Consider the following 17,874-nt stretch of genomic DNA (forward strand, 5'->3'; position numbering starts at 1 on the left):
TATATTTTTCTAATCCTTTATAAATTATGATTTCATCTCTCTGGCGTTATATACACTTGGTATTGGCAATTATAGCCTCTTTATTCTTTGCCTTAGCTGCTCTTACAGGAATTATTATTGCTGTTAATAATATAGATAGGCATTATCCTTCTTATAAGATAGAAAATTTTGATCAAATAACTTTAGCGCAATCCATAGAAGGGCTGAAGCAACATTATCCAGAAATCACCTCCTTATCTTTTGATCATCGTGGATTTGCTACTATAAAAGCAGTTGATTCAGACGGAAATGAAATAAATGCTCATATTAATCCTCTCAATGGGAAAGTATTAGGGCAGGTAAAAAATAAGCCTCCTTTCGTGAAAAAAATAATCTCCTTACACCGTTCTTTGGAAATGGAGAAAACAGGACGTATAATTATGGGAATAATAGCCTTGTTCCTCCTAATGAGTGCTTTATCAGGACTAATACTTATCCTAAAAAAACAAAATGGAATAAGAAATTTCTTTAAAAAGTCTATTAAGGATAATTTTTCTTCTTATTATCATACAATTTTTGGGAAATGGTTATTGATTCCTTTACTTATCATAGGAATTACAGGAGTGTATTTGGTCTATAATCGATTTTTTATTGAGAAAGAGAAAATAGCACACACTATAGATTATACAGAGGAAGAAGAAAAGTATGATGGAGAGGAGCCTATTCCTGTTAAGGAAATTGTAATACTCAATCAGATTACTCTCAATGAAGTGCTTAATGTGGAGTTTCCTTTTGATACTTTTGTAGAGGATACTTATTTGGTAAAGCTGAAGGATAGAGAATTAGTTGTAAGCCAATTCTCAGGGAAAGTTCTCAGTGAAGTGAAGTATCCCCTAACACAGCGTCTGACACGAGTATGTCAAGACTTGCATACGGGTCGTGCAAGTGTATGGTGGGCTGTGGTTCTTGTTATATCCTGTATAGGACTATTATTCTTTATTTATACAGGTTTTCGTATTACATTTGCTAGAAAATCTGTCAAAATAGTGAATAAATACAGCCCTCAAGAAGCTCAATACGTCATACTCTATGGTTCAGAAGGAGGAAATACCTTATTTTTTGCTGAAAAAATACTTTCTCAGCTACTTTCTTCAGGTAAGAAGGCTTATTTAGAGAGTCTTAATCAATACAAAAGATATCCTCAGGCAACACATTTACTTATATTCACATCTACTTATGGAGTAGGAAACCCTCCTTCCAATGCGGATCGATTTATATCATTACTTGGAATGTATTCTCAGGATAATATATCTTATTCGGTGGTAGGTTTTGGTTCAAGGGTTTATCCTGATTTTTGTCAGTTTGCCAATGAGGTGCATCAGGTTTTTTCTAAGCAACCTTGGGCAAAAGAATATCTTCCTTTATATACAATCAATGAACAATCTTTAGAAGAATTTCTAATCTGGGTTAAGGCGTGGAATGCACAGAGTGAAATCCTCCTAAGTGAAGAAAATAGTACCTATCAGAGAGAAAGAGCTCCTCTGTACTCTATGAGAGTACTGCATCCTGTTAAGGAAACAGCAATAGGCGAAATTTTTACCTTGCAATTACAGACCAATAAAAAATATACCTCTGGCGACCTCTTGGCTATCTATCCAGATGATAAGCAGGAACGACTTTATTCTATAGGGAAGGTAGGAGGAAAGTTACAACTTACAGTAAAGCTCCACGAGCAGGGAATAGGCTCTAATTACCTCTATAATCTGCAAAAAGGACAAAAAATAAAGGCTCGTATTATCTCTAATCCGTCATTTCATATGCCAAAGGAGTCTAAAAAGGTGATTCTTATCTCTTGTGGAACAGGAATAGCTCCTTTTTTAGGAATGATTGATCAAAATAAACATACAAAAATTTATTTGTATGTGGGTTTTCGTTATAATAATGAAATAATTAAGGAATATAAATCCTTTTTCGATGAACAAATAGAAAAAGGAAAGCTTAGAAGTTATCATTTTATCTTCTCAAGGGAACAAGAGAATAAAGGATATGTAACAGATTTACTTAAAAGAGACATAGCCTTTGTCAAAGATACCTTGGATGCGGGAGGTGTGATAATGATTTGTGGAATGTTATCTATGTATAAAGATGTTGCTCAATGGATAGATGAATCTATGCCTTTTTCATCAGAATATTATAAAGCCAATAGGCAATTTCTAGCGGATTGCTACTAAATATGAGAAGGTATGTCGAAACATTCCTATAACTGCATAATATTCTTATTTCTTTTAGGAATAGGTATATCTCTATCATTCTCTTGGATTTATTACGGGATAGTTGTTACACTATTTTTAGGATTACTTTCTTGGGGTGTTTTTGATATTCGAATGGGATATTTTATTCCAGTAACTTATCACCTTAGAGGAAGACCCGCAAAGAAAGTAGTCCTTACTTTTGATGACGGACCTACAGAATTTACTCCTTTGTTTTTGGATTTGCTCAATAAATATCGAGCAAAAGCAGTATTTTTCTGTATAGGAAAGCAAATAGAGCAATATCCTGAAATTCTCAAGCGAATAAAAGAGGAAGGACATATCATAGGAAACCATACATATACTCATATTCCTAAGAATTGTTTCGCTTCAGCTACTACTTTTGCGGAAGAAATAAGGAAAACTGATGAAATTTTGCAAAGATTTCAGATAGAAACAGCATATTTTCGCCCTCCTTATGGAATAACTAATCCTCATATAGCTAAAGCAATTAAAAGAAAAGGGAAAAAGGTTGTAGGATGGGATATTCGTTCGCTGGATACTATTATAAAAGAAGAAACCCGACTTCAGAGTCGAGTTCTTTCTAAATTGACAAATGGAAATATTATCCTTATGCACGATACTTCTGAGCGAACATATCATCTTTTGGAGAAAGTTCTTAAGTATCTCAAAGAGAATAATTACCAAACTTCCCTAGAGATAGAATAATAGCTATCGAGTAAGGGTATAATATACTTTTAATTTCAACTTCTTAGCTTCAGGTACATTAGAAGAATTTCCGTAGATAACTGTGAATAAAGAATTCTCAGCATCTCCTAGAACTGTATTTTTAACCTCATTACTTGCATTTTTGTACTTTATGTTTGTCAGAGCTGATAAAGCAGTCCTTGAACTGGATGCCAAATGAGAGGAAACGGCTAAGCCTATTTTTATATTATTCGTATTTCCTTTAATAACATTGGTCAGATGATCCGTAATTCGGATACGGTAGAAGTATTCTCCTGCACTATCTTTCTCTAATTTTCCAATAGAAGTTATTAACTGATTGGAATTATTACTCAAGTCATTATAGTAGTCAGCCAGAGCAATTCCTTGTTCTGCATTATAAGCAATTACATAGGAAGGTTGTTGGTTTTCATTGACTTTTGTTTTATCCACATAGAGGAACAAATCTGCTTGGTTAATAAGAGGTTTCCTAGTTTTCAAAGTCTGGAAAATACTATTATCATTAGGAATATTGATTTCAGCTACATATCCTACCCCTCCTCCCTTAAGATAGAGAAAATCCTGAGATAAAGAAAGTGTATTATTACTTACATTATATTTATTGAAAATAATATTTCCTAGAGTCAATTCATAGGATTTTCTTTTGGTATAATTCTGAGAATCTTTCTGGTAGAGATAGGTATAAACAACCTCAATTTTTGCATTTTTTAAATTGAGTAAAGCTAACAAATCAGCAGAAAAATTAGAAGTACTTACCACAATCCCCTTCAAATGTTGTGCAAAAATAGAATTGTTTGACAAAATATTAGAACCTTCATTATTAATAAGATAAGATTGGAAGATACTTGTTGCTAATTCTATACGAATACCAGGGGCTAATCTGTCTTTTTCTTTTGTAGATTCATCATCACTAGTGGTTGGATCGTCAAAATTTCGTCTTATAATTGGATCATTCTTAATCCCTTCTATTGTAGTGCTAGCTAAAGAGGTAGAAGTAGGAGTCTGCTGATCAGAATAGTAGATTTGATTTTCCAAGTTGCTATTAATATCTCTTAGATGATAATTGAGCTCCTCTACTGATAGGGTAAAGTGTGCATTCTTATTTCCATAGATAGAATCTAGCTTATAGGTCTTTACTGTCTGGTTATTTCCATCTCTAGTAGTTTGCTCTGTAGAATGAAAGGGTAGATACAGATATACCTTTTCAACAGTTTCATTCTCATTATACGAACTAGCTTCTTGTGAGGCACTTTTTTCTCCAAAAGTAGGGGAGAGGGTACTCAAGGATACCTGACTTACAAAAGAGATATTAGTAGTCCCTAATTCATTTTGGGTAATTTGCCCTAACTGATAGTTATTTAGGGAATTACCTTGTATGGCATTTACCTTAATATTGGTATATTCCAAAGGGATAGAATCCTTCAAAGGAGAAAAATGAGGAGCTCCCAATATACTATTTTCTATAAAATTGGTGTCATTATCTGTGTTACAAGCTCCTACCAAGCCTCCTATGGAGAGTAATACAAAGGCTCTATAAAAAATATGTTTCATTCGCATAGTTAGTTTGTTATATTTGTATGGTCTGTGTTCTATCAGCTCCTACAGAGACAAGTGTAATAGGTACTTCTGTTTCCTTTTCAATGAATTTGATATATTCAATGAGTTCTACAGGAAGCTCCTTTGCCTTTTGTACTTTGCTTAAGTCCTCATTCCAGCCCTTAAGTTCTGTATAGATAGGAGTCACATACTCAGGATCAATAGAGTAAGGAAGGTGCTTGATAACTTCTCCTTTGTAGCGGTATCCAGTACATATTTTGAGGGTTTCAAATCCACTCAGTACATCTGCTTTCATCATCATCAGCTGGGTAACACCACTAAGGTGAATTGCATATTTTAGAGCAACAAGGTCTAACCATCCACAACGGCGTTTTCTTCCTGTTGTAGCTCCAACTTCCCTGCCTATCTGACCTATTTTTTCACCTATTTCATCAAAAAGTTCAGTGGGAAAAGCCCCACTCCCAACACGAGTTGTATAGGCTTTGAAGACACCCATAACATTCTTTATCTGGTTAGGAGCAATTCCAAGACCAGTACAAGCTCCTGAAGCAGTTGTATTAGAAGAAGTTACGAAAGGATAAGTCCCAAAATCAATATCCAACATAGAACCTTGTGCTCCTTCGGCAAGTATTTTCTTTCCTTGTTTTTGCGAATGATAAAAGAAATCTTCACTATCTATAAAAGAGAGGGTCTTAAGGTAGTCGATAGCACTAAAGAATTCTTTCTCTAAAGAAGGTAGGTCAAATTCAATTTCAACACCATAGTAATTGATTAGTGAAAGATGTTTTTCTACCAACGAACGATATTCTTCTAGGAAATTATCCTTTTCTAAGTCTCCGATTCTAAGCCCATTACGACCTGTTTTGTCCATATAGCAAGGACCAATTCCTTTTAGGGTAGAGCCTATTTTGGCTTTTCCCTTTGAGGTTTCCGAAGCAAGGTCTAATAAGCGGTGAGTAGGGAGGATAATATGTGCCTTACGTGAAATAAGAAGCTTTTCTTTTATGTTGATTTGATAAGGAGCAAGGGCGTCAATTTCTTTTTTGAGAATGATAGGATCAATAACTACCCCATTTCCTATAACATTAATAACATTAGAGCGGAAAATTCCAGAAGGAATAGTGTGCAATACGTGCTTAACACCTTCGAATTCAAGCGTATGCCCTGCGTTAGGACCTCCTTGAAAACGAGCGATAATATCATAATTAGGGGTAAGGACATCTACAATTTTACCTTTCCCTTCATCTCCCCATTGGAGGCCTAATAATAAATCTACTGACATTATTGGTTTTTTTGTTCTTCGTTTGTATTTTCTTTTTTATTACGAGTTCCGTAGAAATAAAGAGAGTGGTTATCTATCTTTATATCAAAAACTTCTTCTATGGTCTGCTTGATGGCTTGGATACGAGGATCACAAAACTCCATCACTTCTCCTGTATCGGTTAAGATTACGTGGTCGTGCTGGCGGTCAAAATAAGACTTTTCATAATGAGCTTGATTCTGTCCAAACTGGTGACGGCGTACCAATCCACAATCAAGTAGAATTTCAATAGTATTATATAAAGTAGCACGGCTTACGCGGTAATTCTTGTTTTTCATCTTGATATATAGGGATTCTATATCAAAATGTTCATCACTTTCGTAGATTTCTTCAAGAACGGCATATCGTTCAGGAGTCTTCCGATGTGCATTTTCTTCTAAATATTTTGTAAAAACTTTCTTAACGATTTCTTTGTTTTCAGTACTAGTTCCCATAAAAGATTACTTATTAAGGGACAAATGTACAAAAATAATTATGAAGTACAAAATAATTATCTTCTTAATTTTATGAGTCTTATTTTCAGTATTTTGTTTCAGATAATTTTTTATGAATAATTCTATCCATATAATCTTGAACAAAGGCTTTAAGGTTGTTGAACCCTTCTTCTGTTTCAGAGTTTTTTTCCTTCCCCAAAAGATTATTTGCTAATGCTTCATCTTCTTTTTTATAGAGTCCTTTTTCATTACCTAATTCATCTAAGATATAAATATAGTTTCCTTCCATACAGCGATAGTTATGCCCATCTGTAATATAGGCACGAGGAGTATCTTCAGAAGAAAAGAGACTACGCCCCCAAGAGCGGAAAGGCTTATTATATCCCATTAAATCAACTAAAGAAGGATAAATATCTATCTGCTGGGCAATCTCTGAGGATTTTCCTATACCAAGTAACTCTGGGTTAGGGCTAAAGAATAAGATAGCTGCTCCCATAGCCGTAATAGGTTGTTTATAATGGTCGTAATAGATTTGGTTAGGGTGGTCATTAACAAAAACAAAAATAGTATTCTGGTACCAAGGTTCTTTCTGAGCACTTTCGAAGAATTTTTTCAAAGAATAATCAGTGTAACCAATGCATTGATGGATTTCTAGCGTACCTTTGTCAAATTTTCCTTCATATTTAGCTGGGATTTTGAAAGGATGATGAGAGGAAACGGTAAAAATAGTCGCTAGAAAAGGCTCTTTTTTCTTACTGATAGTATTATTCATATATTGAAAAAAAGGTTCGTCCCAAATACCCCAAATGCCATCATAATCAGCTTCATTATTATACTCTGTTTTTCCATAATAGTGGTCTATGCCTAATATATTGGAAAAGCCTAAGAATCCCATAGAACCATTAGGAGCTGAATGAAAGAAGGAAGTATCATAGCCCATTTCTTTGGCTATAGAAACTAAGGATTCAGTGGGCTGCTTCACGTAAGGAGAAGAGGTATAAGCTACCTTCAGGGTAGGGATTCCTGCCAACATAGAGGACATTCCGTGGATAGATTGCCAGCCATTACAGTAAGCATTATCGAACACATAAGCGCGTTGAGCAAGGGAATCCAAGAAAGGAGTATATGACTTATAATTAGGAATATTTCTGTTTGTATTCATACATCCCCAATATTCTCTTCCAAAGCTCTCCAAGATAAAAAGTACAATATTGGGGCGTTTTTTCCTCTCCCGATGATATTCCTTAATAGGCTTAATATGTTCTTGGATATACTCTTGAGTAACGAAATGGTATTCTCTGAATCCTTTGTTCTTTCCAATAGTACGAATTAAGGTAAAAGGAGTATTAAGGATTACATCGGCATGGGAGGAGATGGTAACATGCCGGCTAGCATCCAGTATGTTGATAGGTCGTGTGGATGTAGCTAAATCTCCTCCTCTGATACCTGCCAAGGTAAGAAGCCCAAAAACGGGAAATAGGAGAGTAGAGCTTATAAAATAGGACTTTTTGGGAATAGAATTAGGTTGTATTTTTATTAATTTATACAGATATATCCACAATAGAATAAGAGCGAAAAATAGCAAAAAAGTATGCCAATACATTCCTAAAAAGGTATAGAATAGTTCCCATTTGTTCTTCTCGTTTTCGATAACAGCAAAAGAAGCGGTAGTAAGCCGAGATTTGCTGAAAGGATAATAGAGCATATCTACAAAATTGGTGCTATAAGCCAATGTATTTGTTATGAAATAGGTGTAAAAAACAATCTTTTGATATTTTTTTCCGGTATTTATCCACAAAGGTAGAATACTTAATAGGATAAAAAGTAGGTTTGTATATAAAATGGCTGTAGTGTCAAAAGCAAATCCATAGTAGAAAAAGCGTAAAACTAGAGAAAGCTCTATATCTCCAATACTCTCTTTGTTAAAGAAGAAAAATAGTAAGCGAGCTATGGCATAGAAAAGATACACTAAAGCCAAGCGGTATAGGAATACGAGGTATTCATTGGAACGGATATATTTCATAAGAATAAGGAATTTATGAGAGAAAAAAGGTACTACTTTCAGAACAAAAGTAGTACCTTAAAACAAAAATTATGAAAAAAACTAAACCACTATTGTCCTTTTTCCATTTTGTCTTTGAGCTCTTGAAGTACATCAAGATCTCCTAAAGTTGATTTTTCAACTGTAGTAGAAGAACTTTGAGAAGCTTCTTTAGCTATTTTTTCTTCTTCTTCTTTGAAGATAGCTGTATGAGAAGCTACTACTCGCTTGAATTCTTTGTTGAATTCAATAATTTTGAAATCAGCAGTTTCTCCCTTGCCTAATTTCTTTCCACTCTCAGTCTCTAGGTGACGAGAAGGTACAAAAGCAACAATATCTTCATTGAAAGGAACAGCAGCTCCTTTGTCGGTAAGTTTGGAGATAGTTCCATTGTGGATAGTACCTACAGCAAATTCTGTTTCGTATTTATCCCAAGGATTAGCCTCTAATTGCTTATGTCCTAGAGCAAGCTTACGAGTATTAACATCCAACTCAAGAACTACTACGTCCATCTTATCTCCTACAGCGCAGAATTCAGAAGGATGTTTGATTTTCTTAGTCCAAGAAAGGTCTGAAATATATACAAGTCCGTCAATACCTTCTTCTAATTCTACAAATACACCGAAGTTAGTGAAGTTACGAACGGTACCTGTATGCTTAGAACCTACAGGGTATTTAGCAGTGATGTCAGTCCAAGGATCTACAGTTAATTGTTTGATACCTAAAGACATCTTTCTTTCGTCTCTGTCTAGAGTAAGGATAACAGCTTCTACTTCATCACCGATATTTACGAAATCTTGAGCAGAGCGAAGGTGAGTGCTCCAAGACATTTCTGATACGTGGATAAGTCCTTCCACTCCATCAGCTACTTCTACAAAAGCACCATAATCAGCGATAACTACTACTTTACCTTTTACTTTGTCACCTACTTTTAGGTCATCAGAGAGAGCCTCCCAAGGATGTTTTTGTAATTGTTTTAATCCTAGTTGGATACGTGATTTGTTATCATCGAAGTCAAGGATTACTACATTTAGTTTTTGATCTAATTCAAGAACATCGGTAGGATGGTTGATACGAGACCAAGAAAGGTCTGTGATATAGATAAGTCCGTCTACGCCACCCAAGTCCACAAATACTCCATAAGAAGTGATATTCTTAACAACTCCTTCAAGTACTTGTCCTTTTTCAAGTTGTCCGATGATTTCTCTTTTTTGCTCTTCAATATCAGCTTCGATGAGAGCTTTGTGTGATACAACCACATTTTTGAATTCGTGGTTGATTTTCACCACTTTGAATTCCATAGTTTTGTTTACGAATTGATCGTAATCGCGGATAGGTTTCACATCTATTTGAGAACCAGGAAGGAATGCTTCTATACCGAATACATCCACAATCATACCTCCTTTAGTTCTACATTTTACAAAACCATTTACAATTTCTCCACTTTCGAAAGCAGCATTTACTCTATCCCAAGCTTTGATAGTACGTGCTTTCTTGTGAGAAAGAACAAGTTGTCCTGTTTTGTCTTCACGAATATCTACAAGAACTTCAACTTTGTCTCCTACTTTTAGGGCAGGATTGTAACGGAATTCGTTAAGAGAGATAACTCCCTCGCTCTTAGCATTGATGTCAATGATTGCTTCACGGTCGGTAAGGTGTGTTACAGTACCGATAACAAGCTCATCTGCTTGGGTATCCACGAAGTTTTCAGTTACCAAACGTTCAAATTCGTCTAATTTGCTTTGATCTACCTGATCAATACCTTGTTCGTACTTAGTCCAGTTGAAGTTTTCCAACTGTTCTTGTTGTTCTTTAGTAATTTCAGCCATTTGCTGATAAATAATTTTAGCTATGTAAAGAGTTAAGGGAAGAGCACAAATTACATAGTTTTAGTGATACATAATTTTAAATCAATGATATCTTTATCCCTTACAGAGGCTCAAAAAGATTTTGCAAAGATACGATTTTATTTTTAAATTAAGAAATAAAATGAATGTTATTTTTGAGTGGAATTAATATTTAATAGTTTAAAAAATAAAATAATCTTAATAATGCTATATTTAAGTTAAATTACGAGGGGTGGAGGAGAAAATCTGTATGTTTATTTTATCTTTGCGACGTTTTTCACAGATTAAAATTAAACAAAGTTATAATGAAAAAAAATCTTATTTTAGCAAGTTTAGTAGCAATGTTTACTTCTTGTAGTAAAGATGAAGGAGATAGGAAAGGAGATTCTATTGTAGATGAATGGATTCCTATAAAAATAGTAAGAGCAGGAGTAGATACTCCCATAGATAATTGTAATAGACAGACGAAAGTTATTATTACAAACAATCATTTTACTTATTATGACTATTGGAAAGAAAATCAGGAATGTAAATCTAGTCTTGAGGAGTATGATTACGTAACATATAAGGAAGATGGCAGAAATATGATAAAAAAATTTGGAGCAAATACTTCCTATTACTATGCCTTAGAGGATCAAGGGGCACATCTTCGTATTTCTAACTATTTAGGAAATACATATGTGATACTTAAGCGTAAATAGAATGATAGGCTACCTCTTGGGTAGCCTATCTTGCTATACAATAGGAAATTCTTGTTCTTTCCAAGCGAGGATTCCTCCTTCTAGGTTGCAAAGTTTTTCATAACCTTGACTTAGAAGAAAATCAATAGCTTTCTGGCTACGGATTCCAGACCTACAAGCAATGATCACCTTTTTATCATTAGGAATCTCTCTAAAGCGTTGTGGGAGTTCAGAGAGGGGTAGGTGCATATAACAAGATACTTCATAGCGTTCTTGAGAAACTTCATCGGTTTCTCTCACATCTACCAATAAGACACCTTCTTGGGTGAGCTTCCAAGCATCAGATGGACAAATTTGTTCTGCAGAAATCATAATTTTTAATTTTCTAGGGCTTCTTTTATACGTCTTAAGGCTTCTCTAAGGTCTTTCTCGCTGGTCGCATAGGAAAGGCGTAAGCACTTATTGTTCCCGAAAGCATCTCCTGTTACAGTAGCTACATTGGCTTCTTCCAAGAGGTAAATGGAAAGGTCAGAGGCGTTCTGAATCTGCTTACTTCTTAGTGTTTTCCCGAAATAATAAGACACATCAGGGAAAAAGTAAAATGCTCCATCAGGTAGGTTGGTTTTAAGTCCTTTTATATCATTTAGGAGCTGATAGACAATATCTCTACGCTTACGATATTCGTCAATCATATATTGAATCTTGCTCAAGGGAGCTTTTAGAGCGGTGATACTAGCTCGTTGGGCGATGGTATTGGCGCCACTGGTAATTTGCCCTTGTATTTTGGCACAAGCTTTTACAATCCACTCAGGAGCTCCCATATACCCCATACGCCAACCGGGCATAGCAAAAGCCTTAGAAAGCCCATTCACAGTAATGGTGCGTTCATACATCCCTTCTATTTGGGCGAAACTTACGTGTTGTCCCATATAATTAATATGTTCGTAGATTTCATCCGAAAGAATAAAGATATTTGGATACTTTCTTAATACCTGAGCAAGAGCTTCCAATTCTTCTCGTGTATAGATAACACCACTAGGATTTCCTGGTGAGCTTAACCACATCATTTTGGTACGAGGAGTTATAGCTTCTTCTAGTTGCTTAGGAGTTATTTTAAAGTGAGTTTCAAGGGAAGTTGGGATATCCACAGGGACTCCCCCTGCTATCTTGGTGATATCTGAATAACTTACCCAGTATGGAGTGGGGAGAATTACCTCATCTCCAGGGTTGAGCATTGCTAAGGCAACATTGGAAAGACATTGCTTTGCACCTGTAGAGACAATGATTTGAGAAGGAGTATAGTTTAGATTATTATCTTTTTTGAATTTCTCACAGATGGCTTCTTTCAGTTCTAGATAACCATCTACAGGGGAGTATTTATTATAATTCTGATCAATGGCTTCCTTTGCGACTTCTTTTACGAAATCAGGAACTGCAAAATCAGGTTCTCCCAAACTAAGGCTAATGATATCTTTTCCTTGTGCTCTGAGTTCTCTAGCTTTCGCAGCCATAGCAAGGGTTGCAGAAAGTGCCATTGTATTAACGCGATCGGATAAAAATTCAGTCATAATGGTTGCTATTTAATCTTGTTTTTTTCAGCCCTCAAAATTACGATTTTTTTCGATGTTAAGTAGAGAAAATGGCGAAAAAATTTGTGTATTTCTATTTTTAACACTACCTTTGACCTTGCTTAATTATAGATGTTAATGAAAGAAGTAGTATTTATTACAGGAGCTTCCTCAGGTATAGGCAAGGCTACAGCCATACTCCTAGCAGAAAAGGGCTATTGTGTGTATGGGACAGCAAGAAATCCACAAGAAAGTCCTGAAGAATATAACCTTATTCCAATGGATGTCAGGCAGGAATCTTCTGTGAAAGAGGCTATAAAAAAAGTAATGGAGAAAGAACAACGTATAGATATCCTTATAAATAATGCTGGAGTTGGTATCACAGGAGCACTAGAGGAGACTCCTATAGAAGCCTTGGAAAATGCCTTTCAGACAAATTTTTTTGGAGCTGTTCGTGTCATTCAGGCAGTTCTTCCTATAATGAGGCAACAACGTAAGGGGTTCATTCTTAACATCACATCTGTAGCTGCTTATATGGGATTGCCTTTCCGAGGAGGTTATTCTGCAAGTAAAGGAGCTTTGTCCCTCATTACAGAGACTCTGCGGATGGAAACACGACAATTCGGTATCAAGGTATGTACTTTGGCGCCAGGAGATGTAGCTACGGATATTGCTTCACGACGCTTTCATACTCCAGCTCAGGAGAATTCTCCTTATCCACAATATACAGCGTCTCTTAGCTCAATGAATCAGCAGGTAGATGAGGGAGCTGATCCTGCTATATTAGCTCAGAAAATATATCAAGTTATAAGGAAAAAATCTCCTAAAGTGCATTATTCGAAAGGAAAATTCTTGGAAACCTTCTCTATTTTTCTAAAGAAAATACTTCCTAGTAAGTACTTTGAACGCTTATTAATGAATCATTGCGATTTGTAAATCAATTAGTTATAAAATTGTTGATAACTTATATTCATTAAAGGCTTCTATTTGAGATAAATAGTTTATTTTTGCCCTTGTGAAAACTATAGGAATATCAAAATATTATAAAATCTATCAAAAACCTCCTGATCGTAGGTTTTATGTAGAGATGCCTGAGCAGACTCTAGAGTTTCGCTTCTGCGAGCTTTTAGAGTTTCGAGGTAAGGTACAAGCTATTGACTTGTCCTCTCATTTTGATTATTCTCAACCTGGTATTGAAATACTTACTTTCTGTGGAGGTAAGTACCTCTGTGTATTCACTACTGTTCAGATAGTGGATTTGCAGAAGCTCCTTTTTGAAATTTTTGAAGGGGTTTCTGAAAAGGAAATCTTTACCAAATATGTACTTCTATGATACTTGTAACAGGAGGAACGGGGCTCTTGGGAGCTCATCTCATCTACGAGCTCCTTTGTAACGAAACGACCCCTATAAAAGTCCTTTACAGAAAGAATAAGGATACTTCTCTTATAGAACGTATTTTCCAACAATATAATCCTACTCAAGCTTCTTTAATCCATCAGTTACAATGGGTTAAGGCTGATATACTCGATATTCCTGCCTTAGCTGATGCAATGGAAGGAGTTCAGCATATTTATCATTGTGCAGCTAAGGTATCCTTCAGCGAAAGAGATCTTTCGGAGTTGCTCAAAACCAATGTAGAAGGTACAGCTAATGTGGTGAATATGGCACTTGATTATGGAGTACAGAAGCTATGTTATGTTAGTAGTATTGCTACTTTTGCCTCTAAAGAAGGGGAGGTAACTACAGAAAACTCACTCCAAGAGCCCCCCTCTGTGGCAGAGAGTTATGCTCTTAGTAAGTACCAAGCAGAGATGGAAGTTTGGCGAGGCGTACAAGAGGGATTACCTGCGGTAGTAGTGTATCCTTCTGTGATTGTAGGAATGGGAGTGGAGCAACATAGAGCTATTCCTCTGTCACAACTTTGTAAGTATAAGTATGTAACCTCAGGAGGAACAGGATTTGTGGGGGCTATGGATGTAGCTAGAGCAATGCACTTACTGATGAAGGCACCTATCCTTAATGAAAAGTGTATTCTTAATACTGATAATCTTTCTTATGAGTCATTTTTTGCTCAACTACGGGAATCACACCCTTCACTTCCAGAGAAAAAAAAATTGAGTTCTTCGGCATTATATACCCTCTACTTAATAGATAAATGTCTTTCTCTATTTGGGAGAAAACGACTTCTTTCTAAGAGTCTCTTAAGAACACTCCAGCATCAGGCCTCCTATGATGGCACTCGAGTACAGCAACTAATTCCTTTTACTTACACCCCTCTGCAAAAAAGTTTGGAAGTATTATCTCTATAAGAAGAGAAATATTATTTATTTTTTCTATCTTTGCCTCGCCAATTGTAATAAATAAAGTGAAATTTATATATTTTTAATGGGAAATTTATGGATAGATTTAAGATAAAAATACAATACCTATGCCTTGCCCTGCTTCTATTTTTAGCCAATACAGTCTTGGTAGAAGCCCAGACTCGGGTTGTTGGAAAGGTAATAGATGAGCAAGGAGAACCCATTCCTTTTGCTAATATTATCTTTAAGAAAAGTATGGTAGGTACCTACTCTAACCAAAAAGGGGAATTTACCCTTTATTCTCAGAAGAACTATAATGCAATAGAAGTTTCTTCTGTGGGTTATACTACCAAGGAGATAAAGCTCAAAAGCAATGATAATCATCTGCAAGTAGTACTTGTTATGGGAGAGGAGCTGGAGGAAGTAGTTGTCGTACAAAAACCTACCAAAAACCTATCAAAAAAGGAGAATCCAGCTTATCCTATATTGCAAAAAATATGGGCAAATAAGTACAAGAATGCGCTTTCTACAGCCAAGGCTTATCAGTACAGGCGCTATGAGACTGTAGAGCTAGGGCTGAATAATTTGGACTCTCTATTTCTTAAAAAAGCTTTGCAGTCTGAATATCAGGAAGTTCGTAACCTTCTTTCTGAGAAGAAATATAAGCAATACTTCTCTATGCCAATGTACCTTAAGGAAGAAGTTTCTCAGGTGTATGGGGATAACGAACGTTCCTTATACAGAACGGACATAGAGGGAGAACGTACCCAAGGTGTTATTCAGACGGGTTTTGGACTGGAGCGTTTTACTCGTAATTTTAGAGAATTTAATGTATATGATAACTCTTTTTATCTGTTAGATAAGACCTTTGTAAGTCCTATTTCAGAATATGGTTATGGGGTATATGCTTATGTGCTCAATGATACCATTGAAAGGAATGATCGTAAGTTCTATTCTATCTATTTCTTTCCAAAGCAGGATCAGGACTTGCTCTTCAAGGGCAACTTTACGGTAGATAGTAAGACCTATGCTATAGAATCTATACAAATGTATACTATCAAGGAAGCTTCCTTGAACTTTGTAAGGAATCTTTCTATAGAAAAGCACTATCAATGGGTGAATGATAGCCTAATTCTTCCAAAAAGAGACTATTATGAAGGTGATTTTACAATATTGACCAAATCCGATGAGGAAAAAGGGATGTATGTAAGGAAAAATATTGTCTATTCGGATTATTTACTGGATAGTCCTAAAGAACAAAGCTTTTATCTGGCTTCCGTGGAGAAATATAAGGCAAATCAGTTCAAGCAATCTCAGGAATATTGGGCGCAACTAGGGGAAGGAGATTCTCAGATGAGCAAAACCCAGACCTTAATCAGGAAAGTAGGTGATAATAAGCGTATTAAAGGGATTTCCGATGCCTTGAATATCATTACCTCAGGTTATATTCCTATAGGACGGTATATGCAGTTTGGTTCCTTGTGGGAATCCTTTACCAATAATGATGTAGAGCGCAATCGGTTTCGCTTTGGGCTGAGGAGCTTTGTGAGTAATGACGACCGCTTCCGTACCTACCTTTATGGAGCTTACGGTACGCTGGATCAGAAGTTTAAGTATGGAGTCAGTGCTAAATATTTAGCCTTCTATAAGCCAAGAATTACCATAGGAGGGCTTTATCAGAATGATTATCTACAGCTAGGGAATATCCTCCAACGCAATGACGCAGAGCTAAACCTGAAGAATGCCTCTAACTTTCTTTTTGCTCGAGGAGAAAACTATTATCTTACTCAGAACAAACGTATTCAAGGGGTGGCAGATATAGGCTTACTTAAGAGTAACCTTCATATTACCTTATCAGGAATGTATCAGCAGATGAAAGCTGCAGACCCAGAACACTTCTCCATAGGTTACCGCAGTGAAAATGGAGTTCTCGATAAATATTCGGATGCAAATGCTTCCCTTACACTTACATACACTCCTACACGAAATGTGTATGGCTATGGGGTGGAGCAATTCTATGGGAAGAATATTTTTCCAACCTTTAGCCTCAAGTATACCAAGGGATTCTCAGGTATTCGCAATAGTCTGTTTGACTATTCGCGCCTGGAAGGGATGATACATTACCCACAGCCTATGTGGAGTATAGGTATCCTTCATACTGTTGTAGAAGCAGGAAAGGTATATGGGACAGTACCTTTGCCCTTACTCACCCCTACGCCTGCTAACCAGACCTATGCTTCTTCAGGGCATAAGTTGAATCGTACCTTTCAGCTCTTGGACTACTATGATTTTGTTACTGATGCCTACCTGAATGTGTATGCAGAACATCACTTCAATGGTTTTGTGATGAACCGAATTCCCTTACTTAAGAAAACCAAATGGCGTAGCCTTATCCTTGCAAGAATGGCTTATGGAACCCTTCGTGAAGAAAATAGGCTGATTAGTGCCTCTAATATACAATATAATGCCCCTGAGAAGCTCTATTGGGAATATGGTTTCGGGATAGAGAATATAGGAATAGGTAATTTTCGACCTATCCGAGTAGATTTTCTCTGGAGAAGCTCCTTTACCGATCTCAATGGTGTGAGCAATCCTTATTTTGGGATTCGTTTTGGGATAAAACCAGAATTTTAATGGCGTAATTCTGTTATAAATAGGAAAAAAGGTACGAAAACCTTATATAATAATTAAGTTAAGAGAAGAAGGAGTAAGAATACTCCTTTTTCTTTTTTTCTAGGAGTATCTTTCGAGTGTAAAGGTACGATATTTCGGAGAGAAATTCAAGAAATAACAGCGTTAAAAGTACTATATTTTCTTGTTATGAAATCATAAAATCAAAAAATACTTCATATGAGCATTTGGTTATCAAAAAGAACTCCTAATATGGTTAATAACTTTAAGAAAGGGATTCTTTTTTACTGAATTTCATATATTTATTAAATAAAAATATTAGAAAAGTAGAAATAATTTGTTGATAAAAAATTAATAATTTACTCGTTTTTGTTTGCATAAATTAGAAATATAGGCTACTTTTGTGTGAAAATTTAATGGTTATTTTTGATTATGAGGGAGCTAAACATTTGTAAGAGTATCTCTTTGATACTGATGTGCTTATGTTCTTTTAGCGCAAAAATAAAAGCGCAAGAATGT

14 protein-coding genes are annotated in these 17,874 nt (G+C 35.8%); 7 read left to right on the forward strand and 7 right to left on the reverse strand.

The features are described from left to right. Positions 1-26: 26 nt before the first annotated feature. Together RYK20_RS05160 and RYK20_RS05165 are read left to right on the forward strand one after the other, a co-directional pair. Positions 27-2,210 (forward strand): PepSY domain-containing protein, encoded by a 2,184-nt coding sequence (locus RYK20_RS05160; RefSeq protein WP_314894667.1) that lies wholly within the window; start codon positions 27-29, stop codon positions 2,208-2,210. Positions 2,211-2,222: 12 nt separating this feature from the next. Next, positions 2,223-2,957: a polysaccharide deacetylase family protein gene (locus tag RYK20_RS05165; protein WP_297978549.1), complete on the forward strand. Its 735-nt coding sequence runs from the start codon at positions 2,223-2,225 to the stop codon at positions 2,955-2,957. Positions 2,958-2,960: 3 nt separating this feature from the next. On the opposite strand, the gene RYK20_RS05170 is transcribed toward RYK20_RS05165, so the two are convergent. The 5 genes from RYK20_RS05170 to rpsA form a co-directional block, all read right to left on the reverse strand. Next, on the reverse strand, positions 2,961-4,526 hold the full coding sequence (locus RYK20_RS05170) for a DUF4270 domain-containing protein (protein WP_314894668.1): 1,566 nt from the start codon (positions 4,524-4,526) through the stop codon (positions 2,961-2,963). Positions 4,527-4,542: 16 nt separating this feature from the next. Next, positions 4,543-5,814, reverse strand: coding sequence for an adenylosuccinate synthase (locus RYK20_RS05175; RefSeq protein WP_311456706.1), 1,272 nt, complete (start codon positions 5,812-5,814; stop codon positions 4,543-4,545). Further along, the gene (locus RYK20_RS05180) at positions 5,814-6,287 is read right to left on the reverse strand and encodes a Fur family transcriptional regulator (RefSeq protein WP_311456704.1); all 474 of its coding nucleotides are present in this window, start codon (positions 6,285-6,287) and stop codon (positions 5,814-5,816) included. The genes RYK20_RS05175 and RYK20_RS05180 overlap by 1 nt, the downstream gene beginning before the upstream one ends. An 85-nt stretch (positions 6,288-6,372) precedes the next feature. Then, a complete protein-coding gene (locus RYK20_RS05185) occupies positions 6,373-8,310 on the reverse strand; it encodes a sulfatase-like hydrolase/transferase (RefSeq protein WP_314894669.1) in 1,938 nt (645 codons plus the stop codon). A gap of 89 nt (positions 8,311-8,399) precedes the next feature. Beyond that, positions 8,400-10,157 (reverse strand): 30S ribosomal protein S1, encoded by a 1,758-nt coding sequence (rpsA, locus tag RYK20_RS05190; protein WP_297978558.1) that lies wholly within the window; start codon positions 10,155-10,157, stop codon positions 8,400-8,402. A gap of 323 nt (positions 10,158-10,480) precedes the next feature. Here rpsA and RYK20_RS05195 point away from each other — a divergent pair, with 323 nt between their 5' ends. Continuing rightward, complete coding sequence (locus tag RYK20_RS05195; RefSeq protein ID WP_314894670.1) at positions 10,481-10,876, forward strand: hypothetical protein; 396 nt, start codon at positions 10,481-10,483, stop codon at positions 10,874-10,876. Between the two features lie 33 nt (positions 10,877-10,909). Here the strand turns inward: RYK20_RS05195 and RYK20_RS05200 are convergent, their stop codons facing one another. Together RYK20_RS05200 and RYK20_RS05205 are read right to left on the reverse strand one after the other, a co-directional pair. Then, on the reverse strand, positions 10,910-11,227 hold the full coding sequence (locus tag RYK20_RS05200; RefSeq protein WP_314894671.1) for a rhodanese-like domain-containing protein: 318 nt from the start codon (positions 11,225-11,227) through the stop codon (positions 10,910-10,912). A gap of 5 nt (positions 11,228-11,232) precedes the next feature. After that, a complete protein-coding gene (locus RYK20_RS05205; protein WP_314894672.1) occupies positions 11,233-12,423 on the reverse strand; it encodes a pyridoxal phosphate-dependent aminotransferase in 1,191 nt (396 codons plus the stop codon). A gap of 138 nt (positions 12,424-12,561) precedes the next feature. Between RYK20_RS05205 and RYK20_RS05210 the strand changes: the two genes are divergently transcribed. From RYK20_RS05210 to RYK20_RS05225, 4 genes are all read left to right on the forward strand, one after another. Further along, positions 12,562-13,359, forward strand: coding sequence for an SDR family oxidoreductase (locus RYK20_RS05210; RefSeq protein ID WP_314894673.1), 798 nt, complete (start codon positions 12,562-12,564; stop codon positions 13,357-13,359). A gap of 79 nt (positions 13,360-13,438) precedes the next feature. Beyond that, positions 13,439-13,756, forward strand: coding sequence for a hypothetical protein (locus tag RYK20_RS05215; protein WP_311456691.1), 318 nt, complete (start codon positions 13,439-13,441; stop codon positions 13,754-13,756). Continuing rightward, positions 13,753-14,733 (forward strand): SDR family oxidoreductase, encoded by a 981-nt coding sequence (locus tag RYK20_RS05220; protein ID WP_314894674.1) that lies wholly within the window; start codon positions 13,753-13,755, stop codon positions 14,731-14,733. The genes RYK20_RS05215 and RYK20_RS05220 overlap by 4 nt, the downstream gene beginning before the upstream one ends. A gap of 87 nt (positions 14,734-14,820) precedes the next feature. Continuing rightward, the gene (locus tag RYK20_RS05225) at positions 14,821-17,358 is read left to right on the forward strand and encodes a DUF5686 family protein (RefSeq protein ID WP_314894675.1); all 2,538 of its coding nucleotides are present in this window, start codon (positions 14,821-14,823) and stop codon (positions 17,356-17,358) included. Positions 17,359-17,874 lie beyond the last annotated feature (516 nt).

This window comes from uncultured Capnocytophaga sp. (assembly GCF_963525585.1).
Taxonomy (GTDB): Bacteria; Bacteroidota; Bacteroidia; order Flavobacteriales; family Flavobacteriaceae; genus Capnocytophaga.